The sequence below is a fragment of the Gordonia abscondita genome, assembly GCF_032711245.1.
GTDB lineage: Bacteria > Actinomycetota > Actinomycetes > Mycobacteriales > Mycobacteriaceae > Gordonia.
The window spans coordinates 1,653,885-1,671,269 of record NZ_CP128986.1; the positions used below are offsets into that span (position 1 = coordinate 1,653,885).

The following is a 17,385-nucleotide window of genomic DNA, read 5'->3' on the forward strand; positions in this document are numbered from 1 at the left end:
TCAGCGGGCCAGAAAGGCTCCGACGGACGCCTCGAAAGCCGCTTTCGCTTCGATCATCACCCAGTGCCCGCACTTCGGGAAAATGTTCAGCTGAGCGTCGGGGATCAACCGCATCGGCACGAGAGACATGTCTGGCGGGCTCACCCGATCGTCGCGGCCCCACGTCAACAAGGTCGGGCACTTCACCTTGTGCATCATCGCCCAGTAGGGCGGGAAGTCGGCGTCGGCGAGAAAGGTTTGCTGCATCTGAAACGCCGCCGACCCGTACATTGTGCTCGCGGTCTTGGCCGCGTCGGGATTGATCGCGGCCGCCCAACGTTCTTCGATCAGGTCATCGGTGATGAGCGCGCGGTCGTAGACCATCGCGTTCAACCAGCGGACCAGCTTGTCGCGGTCGGGTCCGTCGGCGAACTCTTGGAGTAGGCGCAGCCCTTCGGATGGGCTGGAGCTGAATATGTTCGGTCCGACGCCGCCGATCGTGACGAGTTTCGCCACGCGGTCGGGGTGCTTGATCGCGAGGTTGACCCCGACGACACCGCCCATCGAGTTGCCGATCATGGCGGCCGAGTCGATGCCGAGCGCATCCATGAATCGGATGACCGACGAGCCTGCAGTCAGCACAGGATGGCCTTCGACGGCGTCGGACACTCCGAAGCCTGGGAATTCGACGATGTAGCAGTGGTGCGTCTGGGCGAAGTACTCCAGATTCCCTCGGTAGTTTCGCCACCCGGTGACGCCCGGTCCGCTGCCGTGCAGCAGCAGCAGCACGTCGTCGTTGTGCTCGCCTGCCTCGTGGTACACGATGACACCCTCGTCGGTGGTGAGCTCGCGGCGGGTTCCCTCATATGTCACGTCCATCCCAATATAATAGAACCTGTTCTACTTTTTTGTCGGAGTAACCTGGCGGGCATGCAGATCGATTCTTCAGTTCCCATCGTCGCGGCAGGTCTGGTCGGTGGTTACGCTGTCGCTCGCTACTCGGGTCGACGTGCACTCGGCGGCGTCGTGCTCGCGGCCGCAGGTGGTGCGGCAGGTCGGTCGTGGCTCGCGCGCGGCCCTGTGGTGACAGGCGGTCTGGCCGCCGCCTACCTCGGTGCGTTCGGGGCGTCCCATCCGCTCGCCAAGAAGATCGGCGCGTGGCCGTCGGTGTTCGCCGTCACGGCGGCCGCCGCAGCAGGCACCGCTGCCGTTCTCGCGGCCGTGGACGGCGAACAGTGATGGCGCGTCGGTACTTCCGCGTCGTCGTCGCGCTGTGCTTGTTCGCGGTCGCGCTCCTCGCGGCTGCCTGTGGCACTGACGAGGCGCCCGCGGCACCTCCCGCGACGGTCTCGTTGGCCAGTCCGGCGAAGAAGGTCAACCCGACCGACGAGATCCTGGTGCGCGCCACCGGCGGCGACCTCGCGACAGTCACCGTCAGCAACGGTAAAGGTGAGAAAGTCGACGGGGTCTCGACCGAGGGCGGCGCGGCCTGGCACACCACCGAGGACCTCGGATACGGAGCCGAGTACACAGTGGCCGCAGATGCGGTGAACAACGACGGCAAACACACGCGCAAGACGTTCACCGTCGCCACCATCGATCCGGTCGACACCGCATACGCGAACGTGGTGCCCGCGCCGGAAGTGGTCGCCGATCAGGGGATCGGCGTCGGTCAGCCGATGGTCTTCCAGTTCACCAAGCCGGTGACGGACAGGGCGGCGGTCGAGAAGCGACTCAAGGTGACGACCACTCCGAACCAGCCCGGCGCGTGGTACTGGACAGACAATCAGAATGTCCACTACCGGGCCAAGGACTACTGGAAGCCCGGCACCAAGATCCACATCGAGGCGAACATCTACGGAGTTGACCTCGGCGACGGAATCTATGGGGCCGAAGACACCGCGGTCGACTACACGGTCCACGACTCGTGGGTCGCGAAGGCCGACGGCTCGACCGAACTCCTCACCGTCTTCCACAACGGCGAGCAGGTCAAGCAGATGCCGATGAGCCTCGGCGAACCGAGCACACCGTCTCACGTCGGCCCCCACGTCGTGTCCGAGCGCCTCGACAGTGTCGTGATGGACTCGTGCACGTTCGGCGTCTGTGCCGGTGACCCCGACTACTACAAGGAGACCGTGCACAAGAATCTCCGCATCTCCAACGACGGCGAGTTCGTGCACGCGGCACCGTGGTCGACGGGTCAGCAGGGGTCGTCGAACGTATCGCATGGCTGTGTCAATTTGAGTGACGAGAACGCGCAGTGGATGTTCGACCACTTCAACATCGGCGACGTCGTCGAGATCACCAACTCGGGCGGACCCGAACTGCCGGTGTGGGACACCTACGGCGACTGGGCGGTTCCGTGGAAGACGTGGAAAGCTGGCAACGCCGACCAGTGACGGTGTCCGTGCGCGGGACGGCTACGCCGGCATCGGGAAGGTGCGATTGTGCAGCATCTCGACGCGCTCGGGGCCGAGTTGTTCGCCGAGCACCGTGGTGATGGTCTCACGCACGTCGGCGGGGGTGCGTTCGGTGTAGGCGACGCCCAACTGGATCGCGGGCGGGGGTGGCGCGCACTGTAATGCGGCGAGGCCGTCCGGCAAGCGGTCGAGAACGGGCACCAGCATCGCGCCGACGCCAGCGCGAGTCGCTTCGAGTCCAGTGGCGAGGTCATTGACTTCCGCCGCGACGTGCCAGCCGCCGGGCAGCGCGCTGAACGCGTCGAAGCTCGGCTGACGGAGCGTGCACGGCGCCGAGAACGTGATGATGGGCGTCACAGCGCCCGGCTCGGGTTGCCCGTGGCGGGTGGACCACAGCCACCGCAGTCGAAATCCCTCGGTCCGCGCCGACAGTTCAGGCGCGACTCGGGTAGTGACGGCGACGTCGACGGTCCCCGAGTCGAGCATGGATCGGACGGTGGAGTTCCGGTCGAGATGGATGCGGACCTCGGTGCCGGGGAAGCTCTCGCGCAGTTTCCCGATGACCATCGGCAGGACCACCGCGGAACTGTTCTGCGCTGCCCCGATGACCACGGCCGCTCCGGGTGGGGAGTCGAAGCGGGCAGCGGCGGCATCGTGTGCGACGAGGATCGTGCGGGCGTGCGACAACAGTTCTTCGCCTGCCGGCGTGAACGCGATGCCGCGGCCGTCCCGGCGGACGAGTGGACACCCGGCCTCGCGTTCGAGCCGTCGGAGGTGTTGGCTGACTGCCGACTGGGTGAGGGCCAATGACGCAGCGGCACGATGGACTCCGCCGGTGGCGGCGACGGCGACCAGTGAGCGCAACGGAATGATGTCGAACGTCCTCCCCATGGGTCGAGTGTAACGGTGCGTGGGCGAACGATAAGTATCACTGATCGGATCGAGCACTGATCGTCGTTGGACGGACGACGCGGCGACAGTCACCGTTGACCTGTGAGACTTTCCGCTCCGCTCGGCGCATCGACGGCCTTCTTCTACGCGCTCGGCTACCCGATCGGCGCCGCGGCCGTTCGCGCGGCGACACCCGGCACGGTCCTCGTCGCACGATTCGGGGCGTCGGTGGTGATCCTCGCGGTGATCGTCACGATCGCGCGACTTGAGTGGCCGCGCGGAGCACAAGCGTGGCACGCGGTCGTCGTCGGATTCCTGACCCAGGGTGTGCAGTTCGTCGGTTGCTACGAGGCGATGTACGCGGGAGTGTCACCGGTGCTCGTCGCACTCGTCATAGCGATGAACCCGGTGGTCACCGCGGCCGCGGCGGGGATGATGCTCCACGAGAAGTTGTCGCGACGGGCGATCGTGGCGACGGTGCTGGCGTTCGCGGCCGTGTGCACCGCGTTCGCTGGCCGCGTCGTCGGTGTCGGGCACGTCGACGCGGCCGTCGCCTGGGTCGTCGTCGCGGTTATCGGCCTGGCCGTAGGAGGCGTCTATCAGCAGCGTTACCTGACACAGGGACATCCGATCGCAGTGAACACTATCGGTGTCGGCGTAGCACTCGTGCCCGCACTCGTATTCGCTACGGTCACCCCGCAGCACATCGCGGACCCGACCCGGGCGGTCTGGACGATCGCCATCCTAGTGATCGCGAACTCGGTAATAGCGGCGACGTTGTACCTCGCCGCCATTCGGCAGGCGGGAGCGGCAGCCACGTCGCTGCTCTTCGGCGTCATACCATCGATCGCGGCCCTGTTGACCTGGGCGATCCTCGGCGAACGTCCGGACATCGGCGTCGTGTTCGGCCTGGTGATTGGTGCCGCAGCGTGCTTCATCGGCAACGACCAGGCGCCGGGCCGCGAAGAACCGGCGAGCGTCAGTCCTTCGACAGGTTCGACGGGAACCAGATCCGCCGTCCGACGTCGAGGGTGACGGCGGGAACCAGGAGGGACCTAACGATCAGCGTGTCGACGAGGACGCCGAACGCGACGAGGAACGCGACCTGGGCGAGGAACAGCAGGGGGATCACCGCGAGGGCCGCGAACGTCGCTGCGAGCACGATTCCCGCGGCACTGATCACCCCGCCGGTGCTCGTCAACGCCGACAGCATGCCGTCGCGCGTGCCGATCCGTTTCGCCTCCTCACGGGCTCGCGTCATCAAGAAGATGTTGTAGTCGACGCCGAGCGCGACCAGAAAGACGAACGCGAACAGCGGGACGACCGGGTCAGCGCCCGGGAAGTCGAACGGGCCGTTGAACAGCAGAGCGCCCACGCCGAGCGTCGTCGCGAATGACAACACCGTTGTACCCAAGAGCAGTAACGGCGCAGCCAGCGACCGTAGGAGTAGGACGAGGACAGCCAACACCACGATCAGCACCAACGGGATCACGAGGTTTCGGTCGTGGCCCGCGGTGACCCGGGTGTCGAGGTCGATTGCGGTCGGTCCGCCGACCATGACGTTCTCGCCGACGGCGTCGCGGATCGCGCCGACCGTGTCTTGCGCGGTCAGCGAGTCCGGGTCGTCGGCGAGCGTGGTTTGCACGGCGGCGAGCGCGTCGGTGTCGCCTGCTCGGCGGACGACCGGTGCGCCGTCGGCCGTCAGCACTTCGGCCGATGCGACGCCCGGCACCTGTCGGGCGGTCGCCGCGGTCCGGTCAGCGTCGTCAGCAGGTGTGATGATCCACGTCGGGGATCCCGCCCCGGCGTCGAAGTGTGCGTCGTGCAGTTCGGCGCCCGCCACCGAGTCGGCGTCGCCGAGGAAGAAGTCGGTGGTCGCGACACCGTCGGACCGGAACATCGGAGCGAACGCCGCGCCGATGAGCAGAATGACGAGTGTCGCGGACCAGGTGCGGCGGGGTGCCGCCGCCACCATGTCGGCGACCCTTTTCCACAGGCGATGCGGCTCGGCGGTGTCGCCCGTCGTCGGACGGCGCGGCCAGAACGCGGCTCGGCCCAGGACCGCGAGCGCGGCAGGCAGGAAGGTGATGGACACGAGGAAGGACGCGGCCACGCCGATCGCCGCGATCGGGCCCAGGCTCCGATTGGAGTTGAGGTCGGAGAACAGCAGGCACAGCACGCCGAGGATCACCGTGCCGGCCGACGCCGCGATCGGCGGCAGCGTCGCCCGCCATGCTGTCATCAGAGCGCGCCGTGGATCGTCGTCCTCGGTCAGGTGCTCGCGATAGCGGGCCACCAGCAGCAGCGCGTAGTCGGTTGCGGCGCCGAATACGAGGATGAACAGGATGCCTTGGCTCTGCCCGTTGAGTTCGAGGGCGCCGCTGTCGGCGAGTGCGTAGACGCAGCCGCAGGCGAGCGCGAGACCGAACACGGCGGACAGCAGGACGATGATCGGCAGGATCGGCGACCGGTAGACGATGATCAGGATGATCAAGACGAGGATCCCGGCCACCAGCAGTAGGATGCCGTCGATGCCCGCGAACGCCCCGGACAGGTCCGCGGCCTGAACCGCGGGACCGGTCATCGCGACGATGACCCCGGACGGTGGATCGGAGAGCGCATCCTGCAGCCTCTCGATCGCGTCGGAGGGTTCGCCGTCTGTGGCGACAGGAACGATCAACTGCGCGGCGCGCCCGTCGTCGGAGACGATCGGCGGCGAGAATCGCGACGCGAAATCCTCGACTCCCTGCAATGGTGCGACCGCGTCGGACAGATACGTCGAATCGGCGTCCGTCCACCCGCCCGTGTTCTCGGCGACGACGATCGCCGGGAAGTACTCGGTGTCGGTGAACTCGGGGAGCAGGGTCTGCACCTGGGTCGATTCGGCAGACGACGGCAGGAACGCGCTTGCATCGTCGGTGGCGACCTGGCTGAGTTTGCCCGCGAGCGGACCGGCTACCGCGGCTACCACCAGCCAGACGAGCAACGCCAGCACGGGAACGACGACGCGCAGCGTCCGACGAGAAGTCATGCGACCTGCCTACCGCTCGCGACAGCCATCTCCCAAGGATACGGCCGGCGCTACCAGATTCGGACTCGCTCCGCAGGTTCGAGGTACAGAGCATCTCCGGGGGAGACGTCGAATGCGGCATAGAACGCGTCGACGTTGCGGACGACGCCGTTGCACCGGAATTCGGGCGGACTGTGCGGATCGATCGAAAGACGCCGAATGGATTCGGCGTCGCGAGTCTTGGTCCGCCAGATCTGCGCCCAACTGAAGAACACTCGCTGCTCGCCGGTCAACCCGTCGATCACCGGCGGCTCGCCCGCACCCTCGGTCGAGATCGCGTATGCGACGAGTGCGATCGACAGACCGCCCAGATCGCCGATGTTCTCGCCTAGGGTGAACTCGCCGTTGACCTTGTACTTCTCATCCAATCCGTCGGGCGTGAACTGGTTGTACTGGTCGGCGAGAGCAGCGGTGCGCTTCCCGAACTCTGCGCGATCGTCATCCGTCCACCAGTCGACGAGATTGCCGTCACCGTCGTACTTGGCGCCCTGATCGTCGAAGCCGTGGCCGATCTCGTGGCCGATTACCGCGCCGATGCCACCGTAGTTCGCGGCGTCATCGGCGTCCGGATCGAAGAACGGGGCCTGCAGAATCGCGGCGGGGAACACGATCTCGTTCATGCCCGGGTTGTAGTAGGCGTTCACCGTCTGCGGTGTCATGAACCATTCGTCGCGGTCCACCGGCTGTCCGATCTTAGCGAGTTCGCGCGAGGTCTCGAACGACGACGCGCGACGCAGATTCCCGATCAGGTCACCGCGGTCGGCTTCCAACGTCGAATAGTCGATCCACGTCGCCGGGTAGCCGATCTTCGGGGTGAACCGGTCGAGCTTGGCCAATGCGCGTGTCCGGGTTTCCGGTGTCATCCACTCGAGATCGGAGATGTTGCGGCGGTACGCCTCGACGAGATTCGCGATCAGCTCGTCCATGCGAGCCTTCGCCGCGGGCGGGAAGTGTTTGGCGACGTACAGTTCGCCGACCGCGAAACCTGCACCCGACTCAACGAAACCGACGCCGCGCTTCCACCGGTCGCGGATCTCTTCGGCTCCGGTCAGCGACGTCCCGTAGAACGCGAAGTTCTCGTCGACGAACGCACTCGACAGGTACGGGGCCGCCGAATTCAGCAGCTTCCACCGCAGCCAAGTCTTCCAGTCGTCGAGCGGGCGTGACGCGACGAGTTCGCCCGCACCGGTGAAGAACGAGGGCTGGCCGACGACGACTTCTGCGAACGTCTCGTCGGTTGGTGCGGCCAACCCGAGCAGCCACGCCGTCACATCGAAACCCGCAGCGCAGTCGGTGAATTCGGCGAGAGTCCGCAAGTTGTAGGTGGCTTCGGCGTCGCGGCGAGCCACTACGTCCCAGTGGTGGGTCGCGATGTGCGTCTCCAGGTCGACGACCGTCGCGGCGGCACGCTCCGGATCGTCGAGGTCGGCCAGCGCGAACATCGCCGCCACATGCGTGCGGTACGCGGCAAGCGTCTGCGCATGGTTCTCCTCGCGGTAATACGACTCGTCGGGCAGCCCGAGGCCGCCCTGACCGACGTGCACGAGGTAACGGTCGGACTTGCGCGCGTCGGTATCGACATAGAAGCCGAACAGGCCGCGCACCCCAACCCGCTGCAACGAACCGAGGGTGCGGGCGAGGTCGGCGGGCGTCGCGATCGTCGCGATCGCCGTGAGGTAGTCGCCGATCGCCGTGAGACCGAGTTCCTCGATGCGTTCGGTGTCCATGAATGAGGCGTACAGATCGCCGATAAGCGTCGACGTCGCGTCGTCGCCGGGATTCTCGGCGCACTCCTCGACGATCGCGCGGACATCGGCTTCGGCGTTGTCGCGCAGCACGTGGAATGCGCCGTCGATGCTGCGATCGCCCGGGATCTCGTGCGTCTCAAGCCACTTGCCGTTCACGTGAGAGAAGAGGTCGTCGGCGACGCGCACCGCAGGGTCGACCCATTCCAGGTCCAGTCCGGAGATCTGTTCGATAGTCACGCACTCCATAGTGCATGGTCTCGACGCGGCTAGACCAGCGGTGGGGCTCAACCGCTGGTGGCGAATGGTCGCTATTGCCCTAGACGCTTGGACATCGACCAGATGAGGACTTCGGCGTCGGTGATGGCACGGATCGTCGTACCGCCGAAGTCTGTGGCGCGCAATGCATCGGCGGTATCGAGGCGATAGGCGTCGACGGTGATCGACCCAGTGGTGACGAACAGGTGTGTGAAGAGTCCGGTCGGAATCGTATTCGAGCCGCCGGCGTTCAACCGGACCGCGTACAGCGTCGCGCCCGAGTTGGCGATGCGGATCGCCGAGTCGTGTGACGGGTCGCCGGACGCCACCGGCACGAGGGACCCGGCCGTCAGGTCGGCGGAGATGTCCCGCTGCTCGTAGCCGGGCTCGAGCCCGTTCTCGTCGGGCCACACCCACATCTGGATCAGATGCACCGGGTCCGCTGCCTCCGGCCGGTCGTTGCGCTCGGAGTGCAGGATGCCTGTTCCCGCGCTCATCCGCTGCGCGAGGCCGGGATGAATGATTCCGGAGTTCCCTTCGGAGTCCTGGTGGACGAGCGACCCGGAGAGCACCCACGTCACGATCTCGGTCTCGGCGTGCGGATGTGTGTCGAAACCCTGTCCGGCGGCGATCGTGTCCTCGTTGTGCACCATCAGGGAGCCGTGGTGGGTGTTCGACGGGTCGTAATGGTCGCCGAACGAGAAACTGTGCGCCGACGTCAACCAATCGGTCGCGGTAGCGACACGATCGGCGGCACGCTGAATCATCGGAGCCATACAACTATTATGCGGGGCAGGAGCTGGTCGACACGTTCAGGCGGCGGCGATGCGAAATCGTGACCACACTGAGTCACGATTGTGAGGCCACGTGCGATGAAACGCATGTGAAAAGAGTGAAAATTGGTGTCATGGTGTGGAGGGGATGCAGCGCGACGGCTGCGGCGGTGGCCGCTGCTGTCGCACTGACAGTGGTCACGGGGTGCGGGTCGGGGGACGACACCGGCGTGGCGAGCATTGTCGGCGACTTCGCCGCGGCGATCGAAGACCAGGACGTCGAGGCGGCGTCCAGACTGACGACGGCGCCCGAGCCCGCCGCAGAGACGCTCGGCGCGACATTCGCGGGCATGGCAGCGAAAACCGTCGAGACCACAGTGAACGAGCCCATCCAGTACAGCGACGGCACAGCGTCGTTTACCTTGAAGACGACGTGGACCTGGCCCGGGCAGGGGACCTTCAAGACCGACACCTCAGGCACCGCGCGCGAGCTGTCGAGCGGTTGGAAAGTCCAGTGGGAACCCGGGCTCGTGTACCCGGACATGCCTGCAGCCTCTCGCCTGCAGAAAGTCCGCACCGACGCGGCACCGGCTCCTACCGTGGACAGCCGAACCGGCAAGGTGTTCATGAAGATGGAGTCGGTCAACGAGATCGTCTTCGACCCGAAAGCCGCAGGGCGTAAGTCCGATGCCGCGATCGCTTCTCTCGCGCAAGCTATTCGACCGATCGCGCCGCTGGTCACCGCATCGGTGATCGGTAAGAAGGTCGATGAAGCGAACGGACGTCCCGTAACCGCAGTAGTGCTGCGCGATACCGACATGAAGGTGCTCGCCTCCGATCCGGAGAAGATCACCGGCGTCACCGTCAACCACACCGGCAAACTCGTCATGGATGATCGCCGCCTGTCGAGTCCACTCGAGAGCGGCCTGACGAACTACTGGACTGCCGTACGGGACGCGACGGCGGGCTGGCAGGTCCAACTGGTGACGCCGGGGAGCAAGCCGAAGCGGCTGGCGCACCAGCAGGGTCCGCCCGCCAACGACATCCCGACCACCATCGATCAGAATCAGCAGCTCGTGGCGGGAGACTCGGTCGTCGAGGTGGCACAATCCGCGACGATGATGACCTTCGACGCGTCGACCGGCGGAATTCTCGCCATGGCCCAGAACGACGCGGCGGCGCGGAACAAGGTCGCGGCCGGAACGTCGTACGCCGCCGGGTCCACGCTCGATCCCGTCTTCGGCGCGATCGACCGCGCCACCGGAGGGAAGTCGGACGGCGCCGACGACCTGCTGTACCACTTCGGGCTCGGATCCAAGTTCACCGCGCCCGGCGTGAGCCTTCCACGTGCGACGACGACCGAACCGAAGGTGTCGAGCGCCGGCTTCAAACCGACCGACTACCGGGCGTCCATGCTGAACATGGGCGCGTTCGGCGTCGCGTTGGCCAGGGCGTCGACCGGGAACACTGCGGCCGTTGCCCCGTACCTCATCAAGGGGGCGACAACGAAGGTCTCCGGCGGTCCGCTCGGACAAGTCAAACCGGAAGTTGCGCGGGACATCCTTCAGTCGATGACGGAGGTCGCGAAGACCGGCGATGCGAGCGACCTGACCGGTGCTCCCGGCCTTCGCGCCCTGGTCGGCACCAACGGCCCGCAGGGGCCAGGCTGGTTCGTCGGCCTGCAAGGCGGCAAGGTGCTGGTGATCTACTGCGAAGGCGACAAGTCGGGGACCGCGGCACTTCAAGTGGCCCAGAAGTACTTCAAGGTGTCGAACTCCTGAAGGACGCGGTGACCGCTACCGGGAGCGGGCCGCGACGAGAGCCGCGATCGCACGCCAGCCGAGCAGGAGTACCCCGGTGGCGATGGTCGCGACGATGACGAACGACAGCGCGGTGCCCTGACCGGAGATCACCCGCAGAATCATGCCGACGACGACGGTCGACACCCAGACGATGACGCCGGCGGGGACGAGGGCGGTCGGCGCGAACCTGCGTCCGGTCGCAACAACTGTGATGCACCAGCCGAACGCGGCGCCCACGAGGAACGGCCAGAGCGTCGTCAGGAATCCGGTGACCGAGCCCGCCTCGTCGTGGTTGCGTCGGCCGACCGCGACGAACACGCAGATCGCGATGAGGTCGGCGATACCGGCGAGGACGAGAGCAGTGCTCCGAGCGCGCTGCGATGCGGTCGTGGCAGGTGAAGTCATGCCTCTACGGTAGCCGGGGACCGTCAACCGGCACTGGGGCGATCCGGGTGATCCTCGTCTGAATCGGTCGAGTCCGTCGACGTCGACGGACTCTCGTCCGGGACGGCGAATCGTGCACGATCGTCGGCCATCTCGTTGTCGAGAGTCACATCGGATTTGACTGCGCCGCGATAACGGACAGCGATCACGATCCAGCCGACGACGGCGACGAGGATGTAGCTGACGAGGCGGTAGACGAGGATCGCGCTGAGAGCGACGCCCGCGGGCATGCCCGCGGAAGTGAGCGCCAATTGCATGGTGATGTCGACGACGCCGATACCGCCGGGCAACAACGGTATCGCGGTGCCGACCGCCTTGCCCGCCGCGTACGCCACCATGAGGCCGGCGAACGACGGGTGCGCGTTCACCGCATAGCACGCGAACGCCAGGCACGCGACATCGGCGACCCAGTTGAAGAAGCTCCACCCGAACGCGATCGCGCCGTCGCGCCGATTGAGCTGGACGGCCTCCAACTGTTCGATGACCTGCTTGAGGCGTGCGGTCCCGTGATCGTCGGGCTTGTCGCGGATGTTGTTGACCCAGCCGAGGACGTGGAGCCCCGCGTTCTCGAGTACCTGCGGATGGCTGGCCAGATACTGGACGGCGATCGCGAAGACGAGGAATCCGGCGATGCTGAAGATCACCGAGAACGGACTGGTCTTCGCGCCCGCGAGCAGTGCTCCGCCGAGGCCGAGAACCGCAAGGCCCGCACCCGCCAGCAGCCCGGACATGACGACCTGCCATGACGCGATCACCGGCGTGGCGCCCCACTTCCGGCTCTCCCGATAAACGAACGCAGGAGCAAGCACTTGGCCGCCGGGCATGGTCTGTGACAACGAGTTCGACGCCAGGATGACTGCGAGGGACTCGCGTTGGCTGACCTTCACCCCTGCTGACCGCATGAGCGCTCGCTGGACCTGCGCGTAACTGTCCATCGACAGGCCCGCTGCGAGGATGCAGGCGATCACCCATTCCCAGCGGAGCTCGCCAATGTGGTACCAGGTCTCCCTCAGCCGGGGCCAGATGTAGTAGCCCTCCACGCCGAGGATGACGACGACCGCTACAACAGCGGCCCACCGAAGCCAGATACGCCACGGCCGACGCTGGCCCGACGATGTGTCGGGGGCGTCGGCCGATGAGGCGGCATCGTCGGGCATGTCGTACACCCTACGGGGGCGTCAATCCTCCTCGGACTGATGACCCCTGCTGCGCCGCAAGAGCTCCTGAACGCTGATCTGGTTGCCTTCGCTGCCACGGTCGGGCCGAAGCTCGCGCGCCGACCGCGAGTCGGTCGACTCGGATTCGGGCTCGGGCGACTGGGGCTCGGCCGACTGGGGGGGTCGGACAGTCCGCGGCGGTGCCTGCTGTGGTGCAGGCCGCGGCGCAGCCGGCGGCCGACGACCCGGGGCGGGTGCCGCAGGAATCTGGGTAGTCGCAGGCTGGCCGGGCCGCGGCGTCTGCGTTCCAGGTTTCTGCGTTCCGGGGTTCTGGGGCCCGGGTTCCCCCTGCGGGGGCTGCGCTGCCCGCGGCGGACCGACCCGTCGGCCCGGTGCCGGACGCTGCGCGGGCAACGGCGCAGACGTCGGTCGCTGCGGCGTCTGGGGCGCGGGTTGTTGAGCGGCCGGGGGCTGCGCACGCCGCACCTGGCTCGGCCCCTCGACCTGGGCACCCGGATTCGGCTGCGGGCGGGGCCGCATATCGCGCGAGGTCTGGCGGACACCGCCGATTCCGAGCTTCCACGAACCGGTATCCGGGCCGTCGCTCTTACGTGTAGTCGACGTCGGTGTCGGCGCGCTCGCGGCGGGATTCGGTTTCGGCTCCGACCACTTCTTGACGTCGGATGCCTTCGCGGGTTCGGGAGCATCATCGGAGATCAGCTCGTCGAGCGTGCTGTCGGTGCCGTGCACGTCGTCGACCTCGGTAGATGCGCCAGTATCGGCGCGATCGGACTGGGCGAGAGTGCGTCGGGCACCGGTCGGCTCGGCACGACCGGCGACAGGGCGCTCGGAGATCCGCTTCATGGCGGTCGTCGGAGCCTCGGCTGCGGCGACCACGCCGCCCGACGACGCTCCGACCGCCGCGAACGGGCGGTCCTCCTTCTCGTCCGGCTCATCGAGGAGGGTCGTCTCGCCGAGACCGATCTTCTGCTGCAACCGCTGCATCCAGCGCGGCGACCACCAACAGTCGTCGCCGAGCAGTTTCATCACCGACGGCACCAGGAGCATGCGGATGACCGTCGCGTCCAAGATGAGCGCCGCGATCATGCCGTACGCGATGTACTTCATCATCACGATGTCCGAGAGGCCGAATGCGCCGGTGACCACCACGAGGATCGCGGCTGCCGCCGTGATGATCCGGCCGGTGTTCGCTGTACCGGTCCGGATCGCTTCCGTGGTGGACGCGCCGTTCTGCCTGGCCTCGACCATGCGAGACAACAGGAATATCTCGTAGTCGGTCGACAGACCGTAGATGATCGCGATGATCAGTACGAGGATCGGAGCGAACAGCGGACCCGGCGTGAAGTTCGCGAGCGACGAGCCGTTCCCGTCGACGAAGATCCAGGTCAAGATGCCCAATGTGGAGCCGAGACCGAGCGCCGTCATCAACGCGGCCTTGATCGGCAGGATGATCGACCCGAACGCGAGGAACATCAGCAGTCCGGCCACCACGACCAGGAGAACCGCCATATACGGGAGCTTCGTCATCAGCCCGTCGATGGAGTCCTGGGTGAGCGCAGGCGTGCCCGCGACGTAAATCCGCAAGCCCTGAGGGTCGATGTCGCGCAACGCCTCGATGGCGTCGGGTGCGTCGTTGCGGTCGACGAGGCCTGCCGACATCTGGGTGACGCCCCACCCGGTCGCCTCGTCGCCGTAGACGCCATCGAGAGCTCCGCCTTCGGCGTCCGGTGAGAACTTCTTCGTAAAGCCGGGGATCTTGTTGGCTTCGTCAGCGATCGTCTGCAGGTGGGTCGCGACGTCGTCGCCGTTCTGGTCGTAGACGACGACCAACTTGAGTTCCTCGGTGCGTTCGCTCGGGAACAATTCGTCGAAGTGCTGCTGGGCTACGCGATTCTGGTTATCCGGGGGCAGCAACTTCTCGCTGAGGCCGGTGAACGCGATGTTGCCGAACGGGATGATCAGCGCCAGGAGTAGCAGGACCGTGGGGATCGCGGTCTTGAGCGGGTGTCTCATCACCCATGAGGCGAGCTTCCCCCAGAATCCGGCCTCCACCTCCTCCCTGGTCTTGTTCCGGTTGAGGAACGGCACACTGAACGCGTTCACGCGCCGCCCCAGAATTGCGAGCAGTGCCGGGAGCACAGTGATCGAGAGAACCGCCGCGAGACCCACCGACGCGATGGCGCCGTACGCCACGGATTTGAGGAATGCCTGCGGGAACATCAACAGACAGGCGAGGGCCGCAACGATGATCGTCGCCGAGAATACGACTGTCTGGCCCGACGTCATCACCGTTCTTCGGACCGCGGCTTTCACCGTGTAGCCCTCGGCGAGTTCTTCACGGAATCTGCTCACCATGAACAAGCCATAGTCGATGGCGATACCGAGACCGATCAGCGTGATCACCGACTGCGCGAAGATATTCAATTCGGTCATCTGCGCGATGATCTTGGTGATGCCGAGCGAACCGGCGATCGTCAGACCACCGATGAAAACCGGCAGGATAGCGGCGACCACACCACCGAACACGAACAGCAGCATCACCGCGACCACCGGCAGGGCGATGATTTCGGCGCGGCTGATGTCGGCGTCCATGCCTTCGGACATCGCGTTGGCGATCGGCTGGAGGCCAGCCAATTCGAACTGAGTACCCGGCAGATCGTACTTCTCGGCGAGACCGTCGAAGAACGGCTCTATCTCCTGATAGTTCTTCAGGATCGTCGTGTCGTCGTTGCCCGCGACGCCGATCGAGATGAAACCGTGTTTGCGGTCCTGGGTCCACATGCGGTCGCGCTTCTGGTCCGCGGCGATCTGGTTCGCGGAGTTCGTCACCGCGTCGAACGGACTGATCAGGCCCGCGTGGTTATCGTCGACCTCTCGACTAACGACGTCCGGGTGCGCGGCGATGAGATCGTCGGTCAGTTCTTGCATCTTCTGACCGAACGCCGCGTCGTCTATGCGGGTGCCCTCGGCGGGCGTGATCTGCAGGATGACGTCGGACTTGTGGTCACGGCCGAGCGCACTGTCGGCGATCTCCGAGCCTTTCACCGACTCGGACTCCGGATCGAACCAGCCGCTCTGCGACAGGTGATTCGGCAGGTCCATGCCGTACAGTCCGAGGCCGCCCATCAGTGCGATGAGCACAGCGATGACGGCGAAGCGCATTCGGTACACGAATGAGCCGATGGATCCGAACACGCCGGCTTCCTTCCTTCTCGCGAACACTCGAAAGTGCGATTGTCTCAGCTACACCTGAGAAAACACGACAACGACCTGGGGTGGAACGTTCAGTCTCAGATGCGTGGCTCTCAGTTTCACTTGAGAAGTGCGCTGAGCGGACGGAATGGGGTGAGCCACGCGCCGTCGTCCGGGAGGGAGTCGAGGCTGATGCGGGGGAGTGGCTCCCGGAACACTCCGGGGATTTCCTCGAGGTCGACGAACTCCAGCTCATCGGCGGCGAGCGCCCAGCTCGCGTGCTCGCGGAAACCGATCACGGTGACCGGGACGCCTTCGGCAGCCAGCTCGAGCAGCGGCTCCCGGAATGCCTGCCCGTCGGCAGAGGCGACGATCACCCCCGCCAGTCCGGGAGAGTGTCGTCGCACCTGCAGATGATTCAGCATGTCGTCGTCGACGTCACTGTCATCGGCCAGCTTGGGCTTGGCAAAGACCGCATAGCCGACGTTCCGTAGCGCTTCCACCCACGGGCGGACGACATCGGCGCTGCCCGGGGCGATGTTGGTGAACACCGTCGCCTCCGGTTCGACCTCGTCGTGGGCGGCGGCGCCGATGGCTGCTGTGCGCTGCAGAACCCAGCGCCCGAGCGCGTCGAAACGCGGGCGGTGCGCTGCGGTGGGGCGGCCGCCGAGAAGGCTCCCCAACCCCATGTCCATGTTCGGGGCGTCCCAGACGAGCAAGACCCGCCGGGCCGCGCTGGTGCCGGTGATCGCCTCGGCGAACTCGGGTGCGGTCATGACGGATCCTCCTGGTCGGGGTCGCCCGCGGTGGGCGCGAGCGGCTTCACGTAGACGAACTCGTTGACGTCGCGGCCCTCCACCTGGGCACGTCCTTCGAACTTAGTCGTCGGACGCTCCAACAGGATCGGCGAATCGAATGTCAACGGCACGACGTGAGGTCGGTCCGGATGCTGGGTGGCGAGCAGTTCAGCGATCCACAGTGCGTAGTCGGCGTGGTCGGTCGCGATGTGCAGGACGCCGCCCGGCTTCAGTCGGTCGGCGATCAACTCGATCGTCCCCGACTGCAGGAAGCGGCGTTTGTGGTGGCGCGTCTTAGGCCACGGGTCCGGGAAGAACACCCGGACACCGCTGAGGCTGTTCGGCGCGACGAGCTCGCTGAACACGACCGTGGCGTCGCCTCGGATCATCCGGACGTTCTCGAGGCCGCCGCGGTCGACGAGCCCGACGAGTTGGGCGAGACCCGGCTGATAAACCTCGACAGCCACCACGTCGACGTCGGCTTCGGCCTCGGCCATCGCCGCCGTCGAGATGCCGGTGCCGCTGCCCACCTCGATCACGAGGGGCGCGTCGCGGCCGAACCATTCCGCCGCGTTTAGCGGTGGCTCGTCCGCGGCGTCGGGCCCGGTTCGCAGGTCGCGACCGAGCGTCGGCCACAACGTCTCCCAGTTGTGTTGCTGACCTTTAGTCAGTGAGCCGCGGCGGAACCGGAAGCTTGTGACACGTGGGTAGAGGCGCGAGTTGTCTCGGGGCGCGGACGGGTCGGCGACGGGGTTCTCGTCGTTATTCACGGTTCCATGGTGTCGCACTTGCGGCGGCTGCGGACAACCGACACCCAGATGTTCGCAACCGACTCC

At 66.2% G+C, this 17,385-nt stretch carries 14 protein-coding genes; 4 read left to right on the top strand and 10 right to left on the bottom strand.

Annotated features, from left to right (window positions below; translation table 11 throughout):
• Positions 1–858, bottom strand: coding sequence for an alpha/beta fold hydrolase (locus MP11Mi_RS07700; RefSeq protein ID WP_420041697.1), 858 nt, complete (start codon positions 856–858; stop codon positions 1–3).
• Between the two features lie 51 nt (positions 859–909).
• Here MP11Mi_RS07700 and MP11Mi_RS07705 point away from each other — a divergent pair, with 51 nt between their 5' ends.
• Together MP11Mi_RS07705 and MP11Mi_RS07710 are read left to right on the top strand one after the other, a co-directional pair.
• Positions 910–1,218 (top strand): hypothetical protein, encoded by a 309-nt coding sequence (locus MP11Mi_RS07705; protein ID WP_420041698.1) that lies wholly within the window; start codon positions 910–912, stop codon positions 1,216–1,218.
• Positions 1,218–2,378 carry a L,D-transpeptidase gene (locus tag MP11Mi_RS07710; protein WP_420041699.1) on the top strand — a complete coding sequence of 387 codons (1,161 nt, stop codon included), beginning with the start codon at positions 1,218–1,220 and terminating at the stop codon, positions 2,376–2,378. The genes MP11Mi_RS07705 and MP11Mi_RS07710 overlap by 1 nt, the downstream gene beginning before the upstream one ends.
• A gap of 21 nt (positions 2,379–2,399) precedes the next feature.
• Here MP11Mi_RS07710 and MP11Mi_RS07715 read toward each other — a convergent pair whose 3' ends face one another.
• Complete coding sequence (locus tag MP11Mi_RS07715; RefSeq protein ID WP_420041700.1) at positions 2,400–3,290, bottom strand: LysR family transcriptional regulator; 891 nt, start codon at positions 3,288–3,290, stop codon at positions 2,400–2,402.
• 102 nt (positions 3,291–3,392) lie between these two features.
• On the opposite strand from MP11Mi_RS07715, the gene MP11Mi_RS07720 reads away from it, so the two are divergent.
• The gene (locus MP11Mi_RS07720; RefSeq protein WP_420041701.1) at positions 3,393–4,325 is read left to right on the top strand and encodes a DMT family transporter; all 933 of its coding nucleotides are present in this window, start codon (positions 3,393–3,395) and stop codon (positions 4,323–4,325) included.
• Here the strand turns inward: MP11Mi_RS07720 and MP11Mi_RS07725 are convergent.
• The 3 genes from MP11Mi_RS07725 to MP11Mi_RS07735 form a co-directional block, all read right to left on the bottom strand.
• Entirely contained in the window at positions 4,270–6,321 is a 2,052-nt protein-coding gene (locus MP11Mi_RS07725; protein ID WP_420041702.1) for an MMPL family transporter, read from the bottom strand. The two genes, MP11Mi_RS07720 and MP11Mi_RS07725, sit on opposite strands and share 56 nt — an antisense overlap.
• A gap of 50 nt (positions 6,322–6,371) precedes the next feature.
• Complete coding sequence (locus tag MP11Mi_RS07730; protein WP_420041703.1) at positions 6,372–8,354, bottom strand: M13 family metallopeptidase; 1,983 nt, start codon at positions 8,352–8,354, stop codon at positions 6,372–6,374.
• A 62-nt stretch (positions 8,355–8,416) separates the two neighbouring features.
• On the bottom strand, positions 8,417–9,139 hold the full coding sequence (locus tag MP11Mi_RS07735; RefSeq protein WP_420041705.1) for a pirin family protein: 723 nt from the start codon (positions 9,137–9,139) through the stop codon (positions 8,417–8,419).
• Between the two features lie 227 nt (positions 9,140–9,366).
• Between MP11Mi_RS07735 and MP11Mi_RS07740 the strand changes: the two genes are divergently transcribed.
• On the top strand, positions 9,367–10,917 hold the full coding sequence (locus tag MP11Mi_RS07740) for an NTF2-like N-terminal transpeptidase domain-containing protein (protein ID WP_420041706.1): 1,551 nt from the start codon (positions 9,367–9,369) through the stop codon (positions 10,915–10,917).
• Positions 10,918–10,932: 15 nt separating this feature from the next.
• Here the strand turns inward: MP11Mi_RS07740 and MP11Mi_RS07745 are convergent, their stop codons facing one another.
• From MP11Mi_RS07745 to trmB, 5 genes are all read right to left on the bottom strand, one after another.
• A complete protein-coding gene (locus MP11Mi_RS07745) occupies positions 10,933–11,343 on the bottom strand; it encodes a DUF3054 domain-containing protein (RefSeq protein ID WP_420041707.1) in 411 nt (136 codons plus the stop codon).
• A 23-nt stretch (positions 11,344–11,366) separates the two neighbouring features.
• Positions 11,367–12,539: a lysylphosphatidylglycerol synthase transmembrane domain-containing protein gene (locus tag MP11Mi_RS07750; RefSeq protein WP_420041708.1), complete on the bottom strand. Its 1,173-nt coding sequence runs from the start codon at positions 12,537–12,539 to the stop codon at positions 11,367–11,369.
• A 21-nt stretch (positions 12,540–12,560) separates the two neighbouring features.
• Positions 12,561–15,755 carry an MMPL family transporter gene (locus tag MP11Mi_RS07755; RefSeq protein WP_420041709.1) on the bottom strand — a complete coding sequence of 1,065 codons (3,195 nt, stop codon included), beginning with the start codon at positions 15,753–15,755 and terminating at the stop codon, positions 12,561–12,563.
• A gap of 116 nt (positions 15,756–15,871) precedes the next feature.
• Positions 15,872–16,528, bottom strand: a complete 657-nt coding sequence (locus MP11Mi_RS07760; protein WP_420041710.1) for an NYN domain-containing protein — start codon at positions 16,526–16,528, stop codon at positions 15,872–15,874.
• Positions 16,525–17,337, bottom strand: coding sequence for a tRNA (guanosine(46)-N7)-methyltransferase TrmB (trmB, locus tag MP11Mi_RS07765; protein WP_420712852.1), 813 nt, complete (start codon positions 17,335–17,337; stop codon positions 16,525–16,527). The genes MP11Mi_RS07760 and trmB overlap by 4 nt, the downstream gene beginning before the upstream one ends.
• Between the last annotated feature and the right edge of the window lie 48 nt (positions 17,338–17,385).